At 49.1% G+C, this 19,574-nt stretch carries 15 protein-coding genes; 7 read left to right on the top strand and 8 right to left on the bottom strand.

The features are described 5' to 3' along the window. Positions 1–228: 228 nt before the first annotated feature. The 5 genes from ACE41H_RS20075 to ACE41H_RS20095 all read right to left on the bottom strand — a co-directional run bounded on the left by ACE41H_RS20075 (position 229) and on the right by ACE41H_RS20095 (position 5,291). Positions 229–462, bottom strand: coding sequence for a hypothetical protein (locus ACE41H_RS20075; protein WP_375357340.1), 234 nt, complete (start codon positions 460–462; stop codon positions 229–231). 848 nt (positions 463–1,310) lie between these two features. Next, the gene (gene arfA / locus ACE41H_RS20080; protein WP_375357341.1) at positions 1,311–2,828 is read right to left on the bottom strand and encodes an arabinosylfuranosidase ArfA; all 1,518 of its coding nucleotides are present in this window, start codon (positions 2,826–2,828) and stop codon (positions 1,311–1,313) included. 344 nt (positions 2,829–3,172) lie between these two features. Then, positions 3,173–3,505 (bottom strand): alpha-helical endospore appendage domain-containing protein, encoded by a 333-nt coding sequence (locus tag ACE41H_RS20085; protein WP_375357342.1) that lies wholly within the window; start codon positions 3,503–3,505, stop codon positions 3,173–3,175. A gap of 134 nt (positions 3,506–3,639) precedes the next feature. After that, positions 3,640–4,554 (bottom strand): NAD-dependent epimerase/dehydratase family protein, encoded by a 915-nt coding sequence (locus ACE41H_RS20090; protein ID WP_375357343.1) that lies wholly within the window; start codon positions 4,552–4,554, stop codon positions 3,640–3,642. Between the two features lie 41 nt (positions 4,555–4,595). After that, positions 4,596–5,291, bottom strand: coding sequence for a class I SAM-dependent methyltransferase (locus ACE41H_RS20095; RefSeq protein ID WP_375357344.1), 696 nt, complete (start codon positions 5,289–5,291; stop codon positions 4,596–4,598). A 223-nt stretch (positions 5,292–5,514) separates the two neighbouring features. Here ACE41H_RS20095 and ACE41H_RS20100 point away from each other — a divergent pair, with 223 nt between their 5' ends. The 3 genes from ACE41H_RS20100 (at position 5,515) to ACE41H_RS20110 (ending at position 9,429) form a co-directional block, all read left to right on the top strand. After that, positions 5,515–6,378 (top strand): O-fucosyltransferase family protein, encoded by an 864-nt coding sequence (locus ACE41H_RS20100; protein WP_375357345.1) that lies wholly within the window; start codon positions 5,515–5,517, stop codon positions 6,376–6,378. 214 nt (positions 6,379–6,592) lie between these two features. Then, positions 6,593–8,674, top strand: a complete 2,082-nt coding sequence (locus tag ACE41H_RS20105) for an NAD-dependent epimerase/dehydratase family protein (RefSeq protein ID WP_375357346.1) — start codon at positions 6,593–6,595, stop codon at positions 8,672–8,674. Then, entirely contained in the window at positions 8,671–9,429 is a 759-nt protein-coding gene (locus ACE41H_RS20110) for a glycosyltransferase family protein (protein ID WP_375357347.1), read from the top strand. Before ACE41H_RS20105 ends, ACE41H_RS20110 begins: the two co-directional genes overlap by 4 nt. Positions 9,430–9,531: 102 nt before the next feature. On the opposite strand, the gene ACE41H_RS20115 is transcribed toward ACE41H_RS20110, so the two are convergent. Continuing rightward, the gene (locus tag ACE41H_RS20115; protein ID WP_375357348.1) at positions 9,532–10,209 is read right to left on the bottom strand and encodes a glycosyltransferase family protein; all 678 of its coding nucleotides are present in this window, start codon (positions 10,207–10,209) and stop codon (positions 9,532–9,534) included. Positions 10,210–10,405: 196 nt separating this feature from the next. Between ACE41H_RS20115 and ACE41H_RS20120 the strand changes: the two genes are divergently transcribed. The 4 genes from ACE41H_RS20120 (at position 10,406) to ACE41H_RS20135 (ending at position 15,218) form a co-directional block, all read left to right on the top strand. Beyond that, positions 10,406–12,175, top strand: coding sequence for a thiamine pyrophosphate-binding protein (locus ACE41H_RS20120; RefSeq protein ID WP_375357349.1), 1,770 nt, complete (start codon positions 10,406–10,408; stop codon positions 12,173–12,175). A 22-nt stretch (positions 12,176–12,197) separates the two neighbouring features. Further along, positions 12,198–13,181: an acetaldehyde dehydrogenase (acetylating) gene (locus tag ACE41H_RS20125; RefSeq protein ID WP_375357350.1), complete on the top strand. Its 984-nt coding sequence runs from the start codon at positions 12,198–12,200 to the stop codon at positions 13,179–13,181. Positions 13,182–13,194: 13 nt separating this feature from the next. Continuing rightward, positions 13,195–14,226, top strand: a complete 1,032-nt coding sequence (dmpG, locus tag ACE41H_RS20130) for a 4-hydroxy-2-oxovalerate aldolase (RefSeq protein WP_375357351.1) — start codon at positions 13,195–13,197, stop codon at positions 14,224–14,226. 155 nt (positions 14,227–14,381) lie between these two features. Beyond that, the gene (locus ACE41H_RS20135; protein ID WP_375357352.1) at positions 14,382–15,218 is read left to right on the top strand and encodes an aldo/keto reductase; all 837 of its coding nucleotides are present in this window, start codon (positions 14,382–14,384) and stop codon (positions 15,216–15,218) included. Positions 15,219–15,859: 641 nt separating this feature from the next. Here ACE41H_RS20135 and ACE41H_RS20140 read toward each other — a convergent pair. Together ACE41H_RS20140 and ACE41H_RS20145 are read right to left on the bottom strand one after the other, a co-directional pair. Next, complete coding sequence (locus ACE41H_RS20140) at positions 15,860–18,166, bottom strand: glycosyltransferase family 2 protein (protein ID WP_375357353.1); 2,307 nt, start codon at positions 18,164–18,166, stop codon at positions 15,860–15,862. Positions 18,167–18,200: 34 nt separating this feature from the next. Beyond that, positions 18,201–19,535: a glycosyltransferase gene (locus tag ACE41H_RS20145; RefSeq protein WP_375357354.1), complete on the bottom strand. Its 1,335-nt coding sequence runs from the start codon at positions 19,533–19,535 to the stop codon at positions 18,201–18,203. Between the last annotated feature and the right edge of the window lie 39 nt (positions 19,536–19,574).

The following is a 19,574-nucleotide window of genomic DNA, read 5'->3' on the forward strand; positions in this document are numbered from 1 at the left end:
GGACCATCGAATGGGTCTATTTTTTTTAATTGTGCCTTATGGAGAAGCAGATCGGTTCGAGGTCATGAGGCGTTCTTTGGAGAAAGCAGAGCGTTTAGGTGATGTGAAACCGATCGAGAGAGAAGGAGAGAGCGGAGCAAGGCACCGAAAAAATAAAAAGACCTGGGTCCTCGTTGCCGCTTGAACCTGAATTTTTCCGATGTTCTCGTTCATGCTAACCCACACCGTTCAAGCAACGCACATCAGGCTCACCTTTCCTCGTTCAAGCCCTGCGATCAGGACGCAGCCGCAAGAGGCTGATCCGTTTGGCGTGCGATCAGCCGACGGTAGGTAATCGCCGGGATCCGCCACACCGATGTACAATAACTTCTGCCACATCGTTCCTTCCGCTCCGGACAGGCGCAGGCGGCGGCGTCCAGTGTACTCGTTGAGGTACGCCTGCAGATGCAATCCATAATCCACGAACATAAGTTCTTTGTTCTATCATACCAAACATGTGTTCCTGTTTCAAGCCGAACATCCCATTTGAGCTGCCTCTTTTTTTCTTATCTCTTTTCTCTCGTTTCTCTTTATTCCTTCCCCTAGGCCCCCAACCCAACCCTCAACCCCCGCATTCTGATCAAAAGGGATAATCGTGCAAAGCTGTATGGAAAGGCATCAGGCATCAGGCATTAGGCAACGGACACCACACACCAGACACCAGACACACCCCCTATAGACCCCATCTCACTCTGGCTACTAGACTCTGAGGGGGGAGGCACAATCCCCTTTCCGTTTTACCCCGTTATATCAGGGCCTGTTTGCCGATTTCTTGCTGCGAAAGTTGAGTTAAAACCATAAGAAAACGCTTGTTGCCAGATGAGGTAATGGACGACCGCCGGATACCGCGTCTGACCGACACTCGACCGAGCGCCTCTGATTTTTAACTGTGCAATTTAAGAAAATCCCCTATACATAGAAAGAACTTGGACTAAAAAGGGAGCTGGTCTTGATGGCTACCATACATAAATTCCCGGTCAGGTCACAACAATTTCAGCAGCCAACTAATGAGGTTTGACCTTGCTTTCCTGGAAGCAGTCGAAAGAATGGAAAATCGTTTAGGTGTTTCCTTGTCCATTATTATGGATGGACCGGCGATCAGAAAGAAACGGATCGCATTGTAACTCGTAACATGGAGCTCGAAACCATGAGAGTACGCACCGAATTGATTTACCAAAACACTGATGATTACCCTTGAAAGCCCGCTACTCCATGAGTTGCGGGCTTTCGCAGTTCCATACATTTCACTCAATCTAATATTTGTGCCAAAATTACTGCGCTTTACGCAAGCGGATCACATTCCAGGACGCTTTACCCAGATGGGCGGTTACGATGCCGCCATCCAGCTTGGCGCTGCCGCCGCTGCGGGGAGCTACCTTTTCCTCGCCCGGGCCGTTCACTGCTTTGAGATCCTCATGCTCCATCACAATATGCTCCACGATGCTGTATCCCTCGAAGCTGCGCACATCGCATGTCAGGTCCAAAGCCTCGGACAGATGACGATTCACCGCGAAGATGGTCAGCGCCTCTTCCGCCTCATCATATACAACAGCGCTATCCAGATACGGAACATCCGTGAAATCCTTGGCGTCATATTTCGGGGAATCCACTACAGGCATCAAGGACACACCCCGCCCGAATTGGGAAGCATGCATATAAGGGTAGAAAATCGTCTGCTTCCAGGCACGGCCGTTGTTCTCCGTCATAATCGGAGCAATCACGTTGACGAGTTGCGCAAGGCAGGCCATTTTCACGCGGTCCGCGTGGCGCAGGAACGTAATCAGCATGCTGCCGACCAGCAGCGCATCCTCGAAATTATAAATATCCTCCAGCTGCGGAGGAGCAATCGTCCACGGTTCAATTTTGCTGTCCGCTTCATTGGAATGATACCAGACGTTCCATTCGTCAAAGCTGAGCATCATTTTTTTCTTGCTGCGCTTCTTCGCCTTAATGTAATCACATGTGGATATGACCGTATGAATAAAATGGTCCATATCCATGGAACGCGCAAGATAGTTGGGGGTATCGTTGTCTCTGTTGCCGTAGTACTGGTGCAGGGATATGTAATCAACCGCATCATACGTATGATCAAGGGTTGTTGCCTCCCATTCCGGGAAGGTAGGCATGGCGGAGCTTGAGCTGCCGCAGGATACCAGCTCAATATCAGGGTCGATCAGCCTCATGGCTTTCGCTGATTCCAGCGCCAATCTGCCGTATTCCTCGGCCGTCTTGTGCCCGATCTGCCACGGCCCGTCCATTTCGTTGCCAAGACACCATGTTTTGATCCGGTGCGGCTGCTCTACCCCATGACTGCGGCGCAGGTCGCTGTACCTGGAGCCTCCCGGATGGTTGCAGTATTCCACCAGATTGCGGGCAGCGTCAATGCCGCGTGTGCCGAGATTGACGGCCATCATGACCTCCGAACCGGCTTCTTTGGCCCATTTTATAAATTCATTCGTGCCTACTTCATTCGGCTCCACCGTTCTCCAGGCCAGCTCCAGCCGCTGTGGCCGGGATTCAACAGGACCGACGCCATCCTCCCAATTGTAGCCTGAGACAAAGTTCCCGCCAGGATAACGGATAATCGGCACATCGAGTTGCTTGACCAGTTCCTTCACATCTTTACGGAAACCGCTTTCATCAGCGGACGGATGAGACGCCTCGTAAATCCCCCCGTACACCGCGCGGCCCAAATGCTCAATAAAGGAGCCGTAAATGCGTTTATCCACCTCGGCAATCCGGAAAGATTTATCAACGATCATTCTGGCTTTCAGACCTGTTGTTGCCATAGATACCATCCTCTCTCGATAAGAAAAATTCGGCATTTGCAAACCTGATCATTACCGTTTTATGCACAATGAATATAGCATACGGCCGCTTTATCTTCAATATAAATATTAATAGTTAATAATTTTGTTTTCGTTTAAAGCCCTGCTCAATCAGCCTGGCAATCGTCTGGGCGAAGCACAATGGCCCGGGGTACAGCCAACTGCCCTATAGGACAGCTGGTTCCCCCGGGTTTAAACGTTGCTATCGAATGAAGATGGATGCCAATAAGGGGGTATTGTTCCCGATTGGCATCTCTCCAGGTTTCAATCTTTAGCTTCAAACGGTATCCGTCGGGCCAACGGGCTCATATTTTGGAAGCACACAGAGCCTTCTGCAATTTGTTGCTCAGTATCCAATCTTTCTTTGTGGTTTCTTTAATGGTTTTACGAATGCTATCATTTATTGCTAATAAAACATCGAGAGTTACATTTGGCGGTGGTATTGTGCCAGACAGAGTACCCAGTACATATTGCAGCTTCTCGCCTTCGGCATTCAAAATGTGGCTTAATCCCAGCTCTTCCATCGCGATGGATACAATGAGCAGCGTAATCGCATCTTCTCTTGTGACCGTGATCGTTGGTGTAATATTCGGTATATTAGCCTGAGACAATTCAATCACCCCTTCCGTTTGGATCAATTCAGTGTATTCACCTGCGTATTCGCAGGCATGGGACAATAGCAGGGGCTAAAAAATAAAGGAATGAATACCCATAAAAATATTTATCCACGAATAGCTGATTGAACAAATACGGGGGGCAGATCAGGCAAAATTCACTGTAATCTTCTCATCACCTCTTCCATCGTTTTTCTAATCCCCAGAGCAAACGGGGTCAAGGTAACCGGTCCTATATCCTGCTCCAGCTCGTCAAGATCCGCTACCAGATGCATGACCTGATTTCTATTATGAGGTATGGCACCAAAAACAGGTTCTTGTTTTGGAGCAACTACGTCAACTATTTCCCTAATAAATGTTTTTAATTTCCTGCCCTCACCACTACCAATGCAATACGTCCTAAAGTTTTCGCCCTGAATCGCCAATCGATATAACATATCCGCTGCATCTTCACTGTACAAGAAATCCCAAATCTGTTCCCCCTGAGTGAACGGCAATTCCTCTTGGGATAACAATCTTTTGATTGTACTGATTACCATCGTATGCTCATCATCATAGGGTCCATAAACACTCAAAATTCGAGTCCAAATGTGCTTGATCTCCAACTGCTCGCACAAAATCCGGCTTAGTTGACCTGCACATAATTTAGCAATCCCATATCCATTTTCCGGGAAAGCAGGCGTACGGGATGTGAGAGGCATTTCGGATCGGCCATATTCCGCTTGCGAACCTGCCCCGATGAATGTATGGCAGCCCAGACGCTTAGCCAAGCGTACCGCATCCAATGTATGGGTTACATTTTGATTTTGAGAGTACACGTCGTTTCGACTTTCTCTGCTCGTGCTCGCCCATGCAAAATGATAAAACACATCGTATTGACCAGGCAGCTCAAGGGCAGCATATTCATCCAAATTTGCTTCAACGATATGAATCAGAGGATTTTGTGGCATATAAACAAGACCGGGAGAACCTTTACGGCAGATAGCCAACACCTCGATCTGCTTGGTAATACACAATTGGATCAGTGCCATGCCGATGGCTCCGGTGGGCCCAGTAATGACCACTTTCATCATGTATACAGTCCTTTCGAATGTGATTCGGCACTGCCGGCCAATTACATCCCGGATGTATCCACGATGAAAGATATAATGGGGTTCAGTTGTGAATCGGCCGGAAGCAGAATACCAAGCCCAAAGTTTGCTTGCAGAAGATGAAGACGCAAAGGAATCGAGGATTGTTTCATAAAGTCCTCAATTGCCGTAAGCACTCCGTTTTGTTCCCCGTATTCATGAGTCGCATTGTTGAAGCCTGTATTCGCTCCTCCCTCAACAAGCTCTGACGAGCCAGGTACAATCCCTTTCGAATCGTAGGGGTGACGGAACGCCTCCGGTATATTTTCCGGATCATAATACATATCTCTCCGTGCGTATGGCCAAGCCGTATCATGCAAAAATACAATCGGAAACTGTCCGGTTTTCTCGGCCATTTCAGATATTTGCTTTAGTTCATGATAGACGGTGTACCAATTATGGTCTCCGTCTATAAGTACCATATCATAGTATTCAATATTCAGAAGTGCAGCCAGACTTAAATCCTGATGAAGCACGAACTTCTCCCCATACAATGCCTTCATCGACTCAACATCAAATTGCGGCAGAGGATCGATCACATGACATACCGAATCGGTATACTTGCAATAATCCAGCAGCTTGGCGGTATTCAATCCTGAAAAAGCTCCGATTTCCACAATGCTCTTTGGCCGGTGCGCGGCTATGACGGGTTTAATCACTTTTTCCAAAAAACTGTTCATTTACTCTCTCCTTTTCCTGATTCATTGTTCAGATGGATTAATGGAAATAGTTTATGCTTGAGTCCATGATATGTGAACAGAAATACCTAAAAAATGATGTTCCGTCAGGAGTGGCAAACACCCAAACACCTCATATGATGTAACAAAGCTATCGTGAAAGGAGTTGTGTGTTATTTTTTACTATCAGTATAAGGTCGAAGGTCCTGAGGGATTATGCAACCAAATGATGGCCATTTACAGAACGATCTGGGAAACTATCCATCATTCCAAGGAAGATCCGCCTGCTGGTTTTATGCTGAACAATCTGCAAACCCGGACTTCCATTAACCTTGACACAAATCCGCCGTTCGCCCCGATCCCCCCTGAGTCCATTATCGATGTTGAAGCGTTGATTCCATTGCTTGAGGAAAAACAGATCCCGGTCCTTAAAGAAAATAGCGTCCTTAAAGAGGAAGATGTCATCATACATTGCACTAGATTTTTGCATAGATTTTCCATGCCCTATGATGAATGTCGAGAAATCGGGCAGTTTTTAGCTAAATCGTTTCCTTTTGCAAAGAACCTACAGAAATTAGCCAATTTCATTATTGGTTCCATGTCCCTTTATCCAAAATGGAAAGCGATCCAGCTGCGGATTGAAGGGGATCTGCTGCTGTTCGAGGAAACCAGACAGATTGGCCTGGAGACGGTCACAAAAAACTACCTTGACGAACTCGTTGTTGCATCACTTGTCAATGAGCCCGATCTGAATGCCGTTTATTTCGCCACCGGGGTACAGGAAGAACGGTACAACGAAATCGTCCAACAGTTAAATGAACAATTCCCTCATGTTACCTTCCTGAGGAAAACAGACATTTTGAAAGATTTCTTCCCGTTTCAGCAAGAATTCGAATCGCTTTGCCTGGAACAACAAGCATTAATTGACTGGCTGGTCTGCATTGGCGCTTCCTCATTTGTCGGGGCCTACGGATCGTCATTTGCTTATTTGGCAGGCTACATGAGGCATTACCGCGGTTTCCCGGAATCAGCCACGCAATTGCTTATGGCCCAGCACACCACATGGGATACTTGGTTTCCACGAGTTTGATATTGAAAAGGCCCACAAGGTACAAGCTGGCGTCGGTACTAATCGGCGCCAGCTTCTTATGTTTTCATTGGATTCCTCCGTGATTTTGAGCTACTCCGATCCGCAGTTAAATTTGGACGATAATTCCGGTAACAGAGGATGTTGGCTCGCATATGCTGCACAAGATGTCGGAGAACATTCCGGCATCCGAAAAGCTACTGTAGGAGGTTTTGCGTTGGGAAATTCGATATTAATCATCGGCGGCTGCGGCTATATCGGAAGCGAAGTGTACAACCATTTGCAGGAACGCGGCTATGCGGTCGATACCGTGGATCTGGAGCTCTACGGCAATACGATCAATACGGCGAACGAGCGAAAGCATTACCGGGATCTGACCAAGGACGAATTGTCGAAGTACGATGCGATTATTCATCTGGCAGCTCATTCAAGCGTCCAGGTGGCCGTCGAGGATCCTCGCGGCGCTTTCCAGAACAATTTAATTGACTTTTACGATTTATTGGACAAAGTGGGGGATACGCGCCTGATCTACGCCAGTTCTTCCAGCGTCTATACGGGAACAGGCGGTGAACGAACCAGCGAAGAATCGAAGCAATTTAATGTGGAGAACATGTACGATCTGACCAAATATGCAGCCGATCAGTTTGCCACCATTTCCGGCAAAAACTACTACGCCCTGCGGTTCGGCACAGTCAACGGAAGCTCTGCCAATCTGCGGCTGGATCTGATGATTAACCGGATGGTCTGCACGGCTCTGCAAGAAGGCAAGATCAAGGTCAACAATCCGCAATGTTATCGTCCGCTGCTGGGCATCAAGGATCTGTGCCGGGCGATCGAAGCAATTCTGACCGGGAACGGCAAACCGGGCGTGTACAATGTGGCCAGCTTCAATTCGACGGTGCTGGATATTGCCCAAACCGTCGGCCGAATTATGGACGTGCCCATTGAACAGCTTCCGGACTCCCCTACTTATGATTTCAGTATGGATACAGGCAAGTTTGAACGCACTTTCGGGTTTACCTTCACCGATACAATTGACTCAATCGTGGAAGATCTGCTGCAGCAGCACCGCACAACCGGACTTGAAGTCAGACGCTTCAAGCGGTTGACCCGCTGCCTGTGCTGCAATAGCGAGAAGCTGCGCCTGTACGCGGACCTTGGCGGCCAGCCGCTGGCCAACAGCTATCATGACGGAACCGAATCGCAGCATGAGTATCCGCTGGAGGTGAACGTCTGCGAGGATTGCTTCCACAGCCAGCTCAGCATCGCGGTAAATCCCGATCTGCTGTTCAAGCATTATCTATATGTCAGTGGGACAACCACCACGCTGCAGGATTACTTCCGGTCGTTCGTTGAGAGGGTGGAACAGCAGTATCCGCAGAAGAAGCTGCGCGTTCTCGACATCGCAAGCAACGATGGCAGTCTGCTGGAGCAATTCGCCAAGAAAGGGCATGAGGTTCAAGGTGTCGATCCGGCTGAAAACCTGCGCGAGATCTCGGCAGCCAAAGGAGTTCCGACACTGGTTGGTTACTGGGACACACAAACCGCTCGCCGCCTGGAGCACAAGTACGACGTGATTGTGGCCATGAACGTGCTGGCTCATGTGTCCAATCCGTATAAATTTCTGGCCGCATGCCGGGAAGTGCTCGCCGAAGGCGGCAGCATCTACATCCAAACTTCACAGAGCGAGATGTTCAAACGTTTCGAATTCGACACGATCTACCACGAGCACCATTCGTTCTTCACGACCCGCTCCTTCCGCACGTTGGCCGAGCGTGCCGGACTAAAGGTGATCCGTGGAACTAAAGTGCCTGTCCACGGGACCAGCTATTTGTGGACGCTTGGCGCAGCGGACGCCACAGCAGAAGCATCCGTTAAAGAGATGGAGGCGGCAGAGGAGCAATCGGGCTTCTACGAACTGGGAACTTATCGGCGTTTCGGAGAGAAGATGAAGCTGACCGCTGACCGCGTGCATGAAGCGATCCGCGCATACACGGACCGGGGCTACAAGATCGTCGGTTACGGCGCGGCGGCGAAAGGCAATACGTTTTTGAATTTCGCGAAGCTGGACCTCGACTTCATCGTAGATGACAATCCACTCAAGAACGGCATGCTGACTCCCGGCCGGAATATACCCATTCGCTCCTCAGACGCTCTTCACGACATCGAGCAGCCGTTATTCGTCGTGGTGTTGTCGTGGAACTTCTTCGATGAGATCGTGACCCGCATCCGAAAGGTCCGCAGCAACGGGCAAGATGTGTATATGCAATATTTTCCCGAAGGGAGAATTACGTCATGACAAGACCGCGCAGGACCATTATCAGCCATTTTTATAATGAGGAGTATCTACTTCCCTGGTGGGTCGCCCAGCATGCCAGCTTATTTGACCATGGGATCATGATCAACTACGGTTCGACGGACCGCTCGGTCCAGGTCATTCGGCACCACGCTCCTCATTGGGAGATTCGCGATTCGCGCAACACGCATTTCGATGCCCACGCAGTCGACGCAGAAGTCATGGAGATCGAACGGGAAGTGGACGGATGGAAGATCGTTCTGAATACAACCGAGTTTCTCGTCTGCAAAGATATGGATAAATTTCTGCAACAATTGGACGAACTAGGGCATCATGCATACTGTCTCCAATCGGCACACATGATCGATCCGTTACACCTTGAACTTCCCGATCCCATTTACAGATTTCCGCTCTACCAGCAACGTTATTATGGTTTAATTGTGAACCATGGCCGAAACCGGGTAATCCACCGGTACCCGGACGGAGATTATATCATAGGCAGGCACGGCTCGAACCATCCAGGCTCAAGTCTTCCGCCAGGAGCAATGATATTATGGTACGGATTCAGCCCGTGGAATGAGCAGTTAAAAAAACGCAAGCTGCAGATCAAGAATAAAATGGGCGCTTTCAAGGGATATGGGGGCCAGCATTTGATGAACGAAGAGGAGATTGAAGCATTATATCAAGAGTTTGCCCAGGCCCCCCACTATACTGATGATTTACGGGAAAATGAGGAATTCCGCCGTCTTTGCTTTTAAAAGATGATCATCTTAAATGCTGTCCAGGCATGATCAAACGCAACCCATCCTCTTCAGGAGACGGGCTGCGTTTTGCTTCCATGTTTTAAGGAGTCGATTTATCTAATTAGACCCAAAGGCAGTTGGATCTTGCCCATATTCGAGCAGGAATTTATCCCTGTAACTGTAATAGACATGATCAGGATACATGACTCCACAGGCATGAAGCGCCCACGGTTCAGCCTGAGGCAGAATGCCGACCGCATACCCTTTCCTTTTGAACTCACAGGACTGGGAAATATCATAAAAATGCCAGCCGTCAAAAACGTCCTCACGCCAGGGAATGTCATACTGAGTCGCCATCAACAAGCCATCAATTGCAGCCGCACTTTGATATGGACCCCCCGCTTCGGTGAATTTCAAATAATTATACGTGCTGCGGTACTCAAGTACTTTTCCAAACAGTTCACCTGATTCCCACCAAACAGCATCAGCCGGCAGACTTCTTGAACCGATGAGCCCGACCAGGCCCAACTGGGGATACTTTTTAAACAAATCAAGCAGCTCGTAGAGAAAGTTACGGTTCATGATATACGTATCCTGATGCAAATAGACCTTGTACTTCGCACGTGAATTACGAATGGCCTGATTATAACCGGACGTAATGCCGGATGCTCCCCTGATGGCGACGCTTTCAACATGAACACCTGGTGGCACAAACAGGGACTGAATGTGCTGCAGGCATAATTTATACATTTCTTCATCATTCACGCAGCTCACAAAGCAAACTTCTTCTGCCACTGTCTTCCCTCCGATTCTCTTGTGATCTCCAACATAATTATGCATTCCCTTATGATCTCCAACATAATTATGAACTAAGGCTTTGGAATATAACCAAATACCTGATGAACCAATGGGTGGTTTAACACATATGATGCCTTAGTAAAAAGAGCCTAAAGGGCCTTCCGTTGGCGATGATCGGAAAGGGGAGCACGATTTGAGAATAAGAGTTGCTGACTATATTACAGATTCATTATATAAAGCAGGCGGTGAAACTGTGTTCCTCATCACTGGGGGAATGATTATGCACCTGACCGATGCTTTATACCAGCATGAGCAACAGGACTATATTTGTTGTCATCACGAGCAAGCGGCGACGATGGCGGCAGAAGCATACGGCCGTTCAACAGGCAGGCTTGGCGTCGCTTATGTCACTGCAGGTCCGGGAGCGCTGAATACGATTACCGGCGCAGCGGGAGCCTATGTTGACTCCTCCCCGGTCATTATTGTCGCCGGCAATTCCAAAGTTTCATTAGCCAAGGTAAAAGGCCCCCGCCAATTTGCCCTCCAAGGCTTCGATTCGTTGCCTATATTCGAGCAGGTCACGAAATACGCAGTAAGGCTGGAGGATATAAGTCAAGTAAGGTATGAGGTGGAGAAATGTATTTTTCTCGCCAGGAATGGGCGTGTGGGCCCGGTGTATCTGGAGGTGCCTGTTGATTTGCAGGGGGCTTCCTTCGATCCCGATTCATTCATCGGTTATGTTCCGGAAGCCGAGAAAATCCCGGAAATTACAGAGGAACAGATTCATCAGGTTACAGCAGCTCTGAAGAACAGCCAACGACCCTGTTTGTTGGTGGGGGCAGGTATCCGGACTGCCAATGCTATAGAAGTCTTCCGTGAATTTGTGGAGAAAGCGCAAATTCCTGTACTGACCTCGCGATTGGGGATGGATTTGATCGATCACGATCATCCTCTCTTCGTCGGCCGACCGGGTACTTATGGCGACAGGGCAGCAAATTTTACGGTGCAAAATTGCGATCTGTTGATTACCGTCGGCTGCAGATTGGGAATTGGCCTAGTCGGTTATGACTATGATGAGTTTGCCAAGAAGGCCGTCAAAGTACATGTCGATATCGACAAATGGGAGCTTGATAAACCTTCGGTGATTCCGGATATCCCCATTCATGGGGACGCCTCTGCATTTTTTGCAAAGATGGTTTTGCAATGGGACGCTACGCCATCATATGCTGCCTGGGTTGCAGAAACCCGGCATTGGAAGCATCGTTATCCTGTCGATTTGCCGGAATACGATGACGACACTCACGGAATCAACTCTTACCGGTTTATGACCAGATTCTCCGAACAAGTATCCAAGGAAGCACTGTTTGTTGTAGATACAGGCTCCTGTTTCCACGTACATGCCCAGGCCTTCAAAGTCAAAGAAGGACAAAGACATATCATCACCGGCGGTTTATCCACCATGGGGTATACACCCGCAGCTATTGGTGTATCGGTGGCGGCGGGTCACCGGGAAGTGTATTGCATTACAGGAGACGGGTCGTTCCAGATGAATTTGCAGGAACTGCAGACGATCCGCCATAATAAGCTCCCCATCAAGTTTATCCTGTTCAACAATAACGGATATCTGCTAATCCGGCACACACAAAATAACTTTATGGAAAGGCGTTTTATTGGAGAAGGGCCCGAATCGGGACTAAGCTTCGCTCCGTTCAACAAGATTGCCGATACGTTCGGACTGGGATACCTGAAAATTTCAAAACTCCACGAACTGGATCGTAAAATCATGGATTTGCTCCGATACGAGGGCCCCATGATCTGCGAAATCATGACACCGCCCGATCAATTGCTCATCCCCAGAGTGGCATCCCGGAAGCTGGACGATGGTACGATGGTTTCCGCTCCCTATGACGATATGTTTCCATTTCTGTCCAGAGAAGAATACGAGTCTAACTGTTTGGAATGATGGCTTGCTCAAGAGGAAGGAGATGAACATTCCGGATGGATTTGTTCGATTACCAAACGAAGTCAATGAAACCATGCACTCTATGCCATTGCATAAAGATGGTTCCTTTCATCACAGAGGGGGGCCGGGAATGATGGCTCATAAAAAGCTGAAAGTAGCTATAATCGGGAGCGGAAATATAGGAACAGACCTGCTGGTTAAGACCATGCACTCCAGTTTACTGGAATGTGTGTTGTTCGTAGGCAGAAACAATCAGTCCCTTGGCATGCAGAAAGCAAAAGGCTTGGAAGTACAGATATCGGATCGCAGCATTGATGCATTAATTGAGGATGCCGATCGTTACGAGCTTGTCTTCGATGCCACATCGGCTCAGGATCATCATATTCATGCCCCGATCCTCAAGCGATTGAATAAGGTTGTCATTGATATGACACCTTCGAATATCGGGGAAATGTGCGTCCCTGCCGTAAATATGGATCATTGTCTCAAACTGCAGAATGTGAGCATGGTCACATGCGGGGGGCAAGCTTCAATTCCGCTCGCCTACGCTATCGGCCAAACCCAGCCTGATGTCGAATACATTGAAGTGGTCTCCAGTATATCGTCTAACAGCGCAGGTCCCGCGACTCGCAATAATCTGGATGAGTATATCGAGACGACCGAGAAAGGGATAGCCCATTTCTCTGGTTGCGGCAGGTCAAAGGCGATTCTCAATTTAAATCCCGCCGATCCCTGTATCCATATGCAAACTACTGTCTTCGCATTGGTACGGAATCCCGATATGGACAGCCTAAAGCGCTACACGGATGCAATGGTGAGGAATTTACAGCAATATGTGCCGGGCTATCAATTGATTGTTCCCCCGACACTTGAGAACGGAAGGATTGTCATCATGGTCAGGGTGGAAGGGCTGGGGGATTATCTCCCCCCTTACGCCGGAAATCTGGATATTATTAATTGCGCCGCAATTGCAATGGCCGAAGAATACGCCAGAAAGTTAGCATAGGGAGGGAGCGTGAATGAAGCATATTCTTATCAGTGACCCGACACTCAGAGACGGTTCTCATGCCATTCAACATAAATTGAATGTTCAGCACTTAACCTTATATGCAGAGCTCGCCGAAGTGTCGGGAATCCCGGTCATTGAAGTCGGACATGGCAACGGGCTTGGCGCTTCGTCGCTGCAATTGGGCGAGAGCGCCATTTCGGACACACAGATGCTGGAAACCTGCCGCAATATCTTAAATAAAACCAAGCTGGGCATCCATGTCATTCCCGGATTCGCAACGATCAACAAGGATCTTAAGAATGCGCTGGATATCGGAGTTGACGTCATTCGTGTGGCTTCCCATTGCACGGAGGCCGACATCACGAAGCGCCATATCGAGTATTGCCGCAGACGGGAGCGGGAGGTGTACGGCGTGCTCATGATGTCGCATACGGCGCCTGCCTCCATATTGGCGGAGGAAGCCCGCAAAATGCAGGACTATGGAGCTCAGGGCATTATTATTATGGATTCTGCCGGAGCCTATCTGCCGGATACCGTGAAGAGCCGAATCGGCGTGCTTGTTGACACGCTGGATATCCCCGTCGGTTTTCACGCCCATAACAATCTGGGAATGGCCATCGCCAATTCGATAGCCGCGCTCGAAATGGGGGCGACCATACTGGACGGGACTATGAGAGGCTTCGGTGCCGGAGCGGGCAATGCGCAATTGGAGATTCTCGTTGCTGTTTTGGAGAAAATGGGGTATGAGACGGGGATCGACTTATATAAGCTGCTGGATGCGGCGGATACGGCCGAAGCCAGCTTCCTGAAGGTGCCTTACGTCGATTCAACGAGTGTTGTCAGCGGGCTTACGGGTGTATTCTCAGGCTTCGCCAAGCCTGTGGACCGGATTGCCCGAGAGTACAACCTCGATCCCAAGGATATATTCTACGAATTGGGAAGAAGGAAGGTTGTCGCCGGTCAGGAAGATATTATTCTTGAGATTGCAGTCAGCTTGTCGCAGTCGAGTAATATTGGAGTAACCCCGTCAAGTAGACAGTAAAAAAAGAAAGGTCTAAGCGGCGGTTCGTTCCCGGTATTTACTGGGGATTGATCGCCCAATTTGTTTTAGCCCAAGCATAATTTACCGTCAGGCGAATATGATGTAGCAGAAGGGACATGCAGACGAGAAATTGACTACAAGTTGGAGGGTAAGATGTGATTAGAGGTATGGAAGAACGCTGCGTTCTTAACAACGGAGTGGAGATGCCTTGTCTGGGGCTGGGACTGGCGAAGATCAAAAAAACTGAACAAATCGACGACATCGTCCGGAATGCGTTGACGACAGGGTATCGAAGCTTGGATACCGCAGAAATTTACGGCAATGAAATGCTGGTGGGGCAAGCCGTAAAACGTTATGGCATTCCCAGACGGGAGCTGTTCATAACGACCAAGCTATGGAATAAAAACGCCACTTATGACAGGACAATTGCAGCCTGTGAGCTGAGCCTGCAGCGCCTCGGCATGGATTATATCGATCTTTATTTAATCCACTGGCCAATCAAGGGTCAGTATCAGGAAGTATGGGAAGCGTTCATTGAGCTGCAGAAGCAGGGTAAAGTCAGAGCCATTGGCGTGTGCAGTTTTCAGATTCATCACCTGCAGGAGCTGCTGTCTGCCAGCAATATCATTCCCGCCATCAATCAGGTGGAATTCCACCCGCTCTTGACACAGGAGCCTTTGCTGGCTTTTTGCAAGAAGCACCACATTCAAGTAGAGGCCTGGAGTCCGCTGATGCAGGGGAACTTTCGTTTCATTCCCAAGCTGTCAGAGATCGCGTTGCTGTACGGCAAGTCCGTTCCGCAGATCATTCTGCGCTGGAATTTGCAAAAAGGCGTCATTACGATTCCTAAGTCGACCCGTTCGGAACATCTGACCGAAAATACAGACATTTTCGATTTTCACTTGTCCCAAGAGCATATGCTTGCAATAGACGCCTTGAACCTGAATCAAAGATTCGGTGAAGATCCCGACCAGTTTCGCTTTCGGGATTGAAGCCTTTAATATAGATAACATCTGGCGGGCGATTGTATCGCTTCCGGATGGGCCTGCGTGAAAAGGCATACGGAAGTCGCGCCTCCGCCTGCCGACCAGCGTGTATGTCAATGTCAATTGGCTTAACTGCGACCGTGCCATACCTTTCATTAGAGAGCTGAGGATTCGCCTTTACAGCACAATCCTGCCACAACACTGGAGCGTCGGCTGGAACCTTGTTGTCCGCCGCTCATTGTTGCCCATGCAGCTCTTCATATGGCCCGGTCGTATGCCGCCGGTTGAACATTCTTTAATCTTTATTTAGGGACTATAGCACCGCCCCTCCGGTCTGCCATGGAGTCTGAGCCTGTGGACCATTAGCTATATTTCCTTTGCTTTTGTTGCTCTATTTAATATATATGTGTCCTTTATATGTATCCCTTATATTATATGTATCCTTTAATAGACTATACTGCACCTGTTTTATGCCTCTATATAGGCTGCTGAAACGGTACGGTACATATACGTACTGTACATATACTCCATGCTCACAGGCTCGTTGCTGCATGTAACAAAAGAGCTGTGCTTTCTCGGTGTGCCCAGATTCCATGATACAAAAATAGAGGACTCTTCAAGGCAATTGAAGAACCCTCCATATCTTCTTATCCCAGACTGCGGAACCATGTCAGCGAATCTTGATAATAAGGCTCATTTCCGTAATACTCTGTAAAAACCTCTTCAAAATCTGCAGTGAACTCCGGGGGAAACTTACGGCGGGCCCAGTTATACTGCGGCATAAGATAGTTTCCAAGCAACCGGTGCTTATCGCGTTTGACTGCTTCCTCACTCAGCCCGCTGCCGACAAAATGACCCAAAATGTTCAGATAGCTTCGGATAAAGACATCCCCCAGGGTGTATTCTGTGGGGTCATTGTCTGCACCTGTGAACATGGCGGAATTAATTATGGCAAACTTCGAGTTGATATTACACAGAATGGAAAATACAAAATAGAACTGAGCAAGGAAGGAATCGATGAAGCGCGTTTTGTCTTCAACCTTATGCCAGTCCGCGCGCCTCAGAATCAAAGATGTCATGAAGGTGGCATTAACACTGGCCTGGTCCAGGTAGAATTCGGCACCTTCACCGCGAATGATGTTGCCATCTCCGTTCAGCACATTAATATGGATGACTCCGCAATCAGCTTGCTGCTGGATGAAGGACAACAGCGGCCAGATACTGTCCTGCACAAAATAATTATCGTCTCCCTGCAGCTTGATGAACGCCCCTCGTGCCTCGTTCAGCACCTTTAATATATTACGGTCCGCCCCCAGGTTCTCATCGTTGCGAGAATAACGCAGGTTGGAGTATTTCTCCATATAACGCCGCACTACATCAGCTGTCTCATCGGGCGATGCATTATCAGACACATCCACTTCAATCAGCGGGGTATCCCCGATCTGGGAGAAAATCGACTGCAGACATTGATCCAGACAGGCAGCGCGGTTGTAGGTAGGAATACAGATCGACAGGAAGGGTTGGCTCCGGCGCTGCTCCAATAGCGCTCTCGCCGCCGCCTCATCGGCCGCAGCAGCCCAATCGCCCAGGTACGGCATGTAAACCCGGGTGATCCTGGCCGGATTCCCGGACACTTCACAATAATCGGGAATATCCTGCAGCACGATACTGTCCGGCCGGATAATACAGCCTCTACCTATACGCACACTGCCTTCCACGACCACGCCACTTTCGATGAGCGTACCTTCGCCGATGGTCAGCTCACCCGCCGGGCGATCCTCATAGCTCATGAGAAACGGATCCTCCTTCGCCTGAAACGGAATTTTATCCGTTATATATACATTGGGGCCAATCACGGCCCTGCCCTCCAGCTTAACGGAACAGGAAGCATCAATAACCGCTCCAGAACCGATGCGGCATCCGTCCCCGATCGAGAGCAGTGCGGGAGAAGCCTCATCCCTACCCTCGTTGGCCTGTGCAGTCAGCCAATAAGGAGCCTCCACCAGAACCTGACAGCCAAGCGTGATATGCTTTGCTCCTTTCACAACGCCGCCGGGCTGCACTTCAGTACCTTCCCCAACCACCTTGAATGTCGATTGCGGAATCGCCTCAGCCTCCTCTCTCTCTCTATCCCTCGAGTCCTGATAGCCCGGATCTCCTGCGGTCTGCTGCAAGCCTGCAAGCTCATAAAAATTCTGCTCAACGTTTTTCCCCACAAAATCCTCAGCCGTGTCCATAAACGTAACCGCCCCGTAACAGCGCCGGTTGTCGATGTACTGGGGAATCCCGGCTTTTCTTAACCTATCGCTAAAGATCACATAATCAAAACGGCCGCTTTCATCATCATATTGCACATATTGCAGAAATTCCTTGCGAATCAAATAAGTACTGTGAATGACATCCACCTGAATCAGGCCCCTGACCATTCCATAAAGAATACCAAAGTACTGGGTAGACGATTTAAAATAACCGCTTGCATCAGTCAGATGATGGAAATTGGAATAATGGCTTTTCGGTACTTCAGCAGTCTTCAATAACGGCCCGATCACCGGCACTTCGGCATTCAGCAAGCTTTCAATCGTATCCGGAGCAATGAAATTATCGCAATCCGCCACAAAATAGTGAGTGCCTCGATCCATCGCCCACTGTACGGATTCTTGTCTGATCTTTCCCAACACTTTAAGCTTGAGGGGATTCCAATTACGGGGTTCGTAATTCTGTACCGGCTCTTCCACATCACGATCGTCGAAATAGACTTCATGATAGGCGTCTTTAATCCTGTTGACCCATTCCTGCAAAATCTCTGCGGTATGATCATTGTTGTTGTTCGTGCGGATATAGAGATTGGTTCGGGAGGAAGGGTAAGTTTGCCGTTCAATCATATTTAAATATAAAGGTAATGTATGTGCCTTGTCCTTAGCCAATATAGCGATCGTTATCAATTCCTCAGACATGCAGCAAATCTCTCCTTATCAAGGGGATTTTTTCTTATTTCCCGTGAGCCAGGATGTCCCGGAGTTGGTGCAGAACTTCTTCATAATAAGGCTGATGGTTGAAATATACAGTGTAATAAGCCTCAAAATCGCTAACATCTGAGCCCAGATTATTCAACACGGAGTATCTAAGCAAGGGCATGACAGCCTCAAACAGATAGTTGGTCATCATCTCATCAATATCAGCCCTGTCCAGTAATCCGACTCCCTCGTACCGGCTCAAGGCCCGGTCAACGTTGCGGAAGCCTACCATTCCCATATTGTAGCCCTCCGGCGCTTTGCCGTTGTAAGAATACAGGTTGCGGCCCAGAATGCAGAATTTGGGATTGATGAACAGCATTTCGTACTGCCAATGAAACTGGGTAAGATATGTGTACTTCCATGTGCTCCGATTTTCCATAGCCATCCAGTCCGCACGCCGTAATGTGGTCTGTGTCATGTGAACCGCATTAAAGGAAGCGGATTTCAAGTAGGCTTTCATTCCCTCTCCGACACTATCCTTACGATGGGAGTGCGTATGAATCAGACTGCAGTCGGGATGACTATGCAAAGTGGACAGCAGCACCCGCAGCGTTCCCGGCAGAAAATAATCGTCGTCTCCGTGAAGCTGAAGGAACGTTCCACGCGCCATTTCCCCCGCCTGGATAATATTCCGGTCAAGGCCGATATTCTCTGAATTGCGAACATAACGTATATTGAGGTTCTGTCTCATAAAAGAGGCCGCCACGTCATGAGTTCCGTCGGGAGAACAATTATCCGATACAACGACCTCCACCAGATCGGTCGCTCCAATCTGGCTGAAGATGGAGTCCAGACAAGCGCGCAAATGCCCTTCCCGGTTATACGTGGGAATGCAGATCGACAGGAGCGGCTGGTTTTTGCGCCGGGCAAGCGCGGCCTCCGCCTCCTGCGGCGTGCTCACATCCTCCCAGGAGCATAGGGCTGGATCGTAGACGGCGGTGATGACCGCCGGATTACCGGCTACTCTGCAGGCCTCCGGCACATCCGAGACGACAACGCTGCCCGACTGGATAACCGCCCACTTGCCAATGTGAATGCTTCCGGCCACCGTGGCCCGTGCGCCGATGCGTACGCGTTCTCCAATCCGCAGCAAACCTTGGCTGGCAGGGACCAGATTCCCGGACACAGGAATTCCCGATATTTCTCCGGAGGGAACCGCATCGAACAGTGTGACATAAGGCCCGATCTCGACATTCTCTTCCATTTCCATGCCATTTGAAATGGAAAGCCTAAGCCCTGGTCCGCTGCGGCACCCATTTCCGATTCGGATTCTGTTCTCATTCTCTAGTTGTGTGAGTGGAGTTAACATATCTACGCCTCCCTATAAAAATTGCGGTATCTATTCAGG

The sequence above is a fragment of the Paenibacillus enshidis genome (genome assembly GCF_042136365.1).
Classification (GTDB): Bacteria; Bacillota; Bacilli; order Paenibacillales; family Paenibacillaceae; genus Paenibacillus; species Paenibacillus enshidis.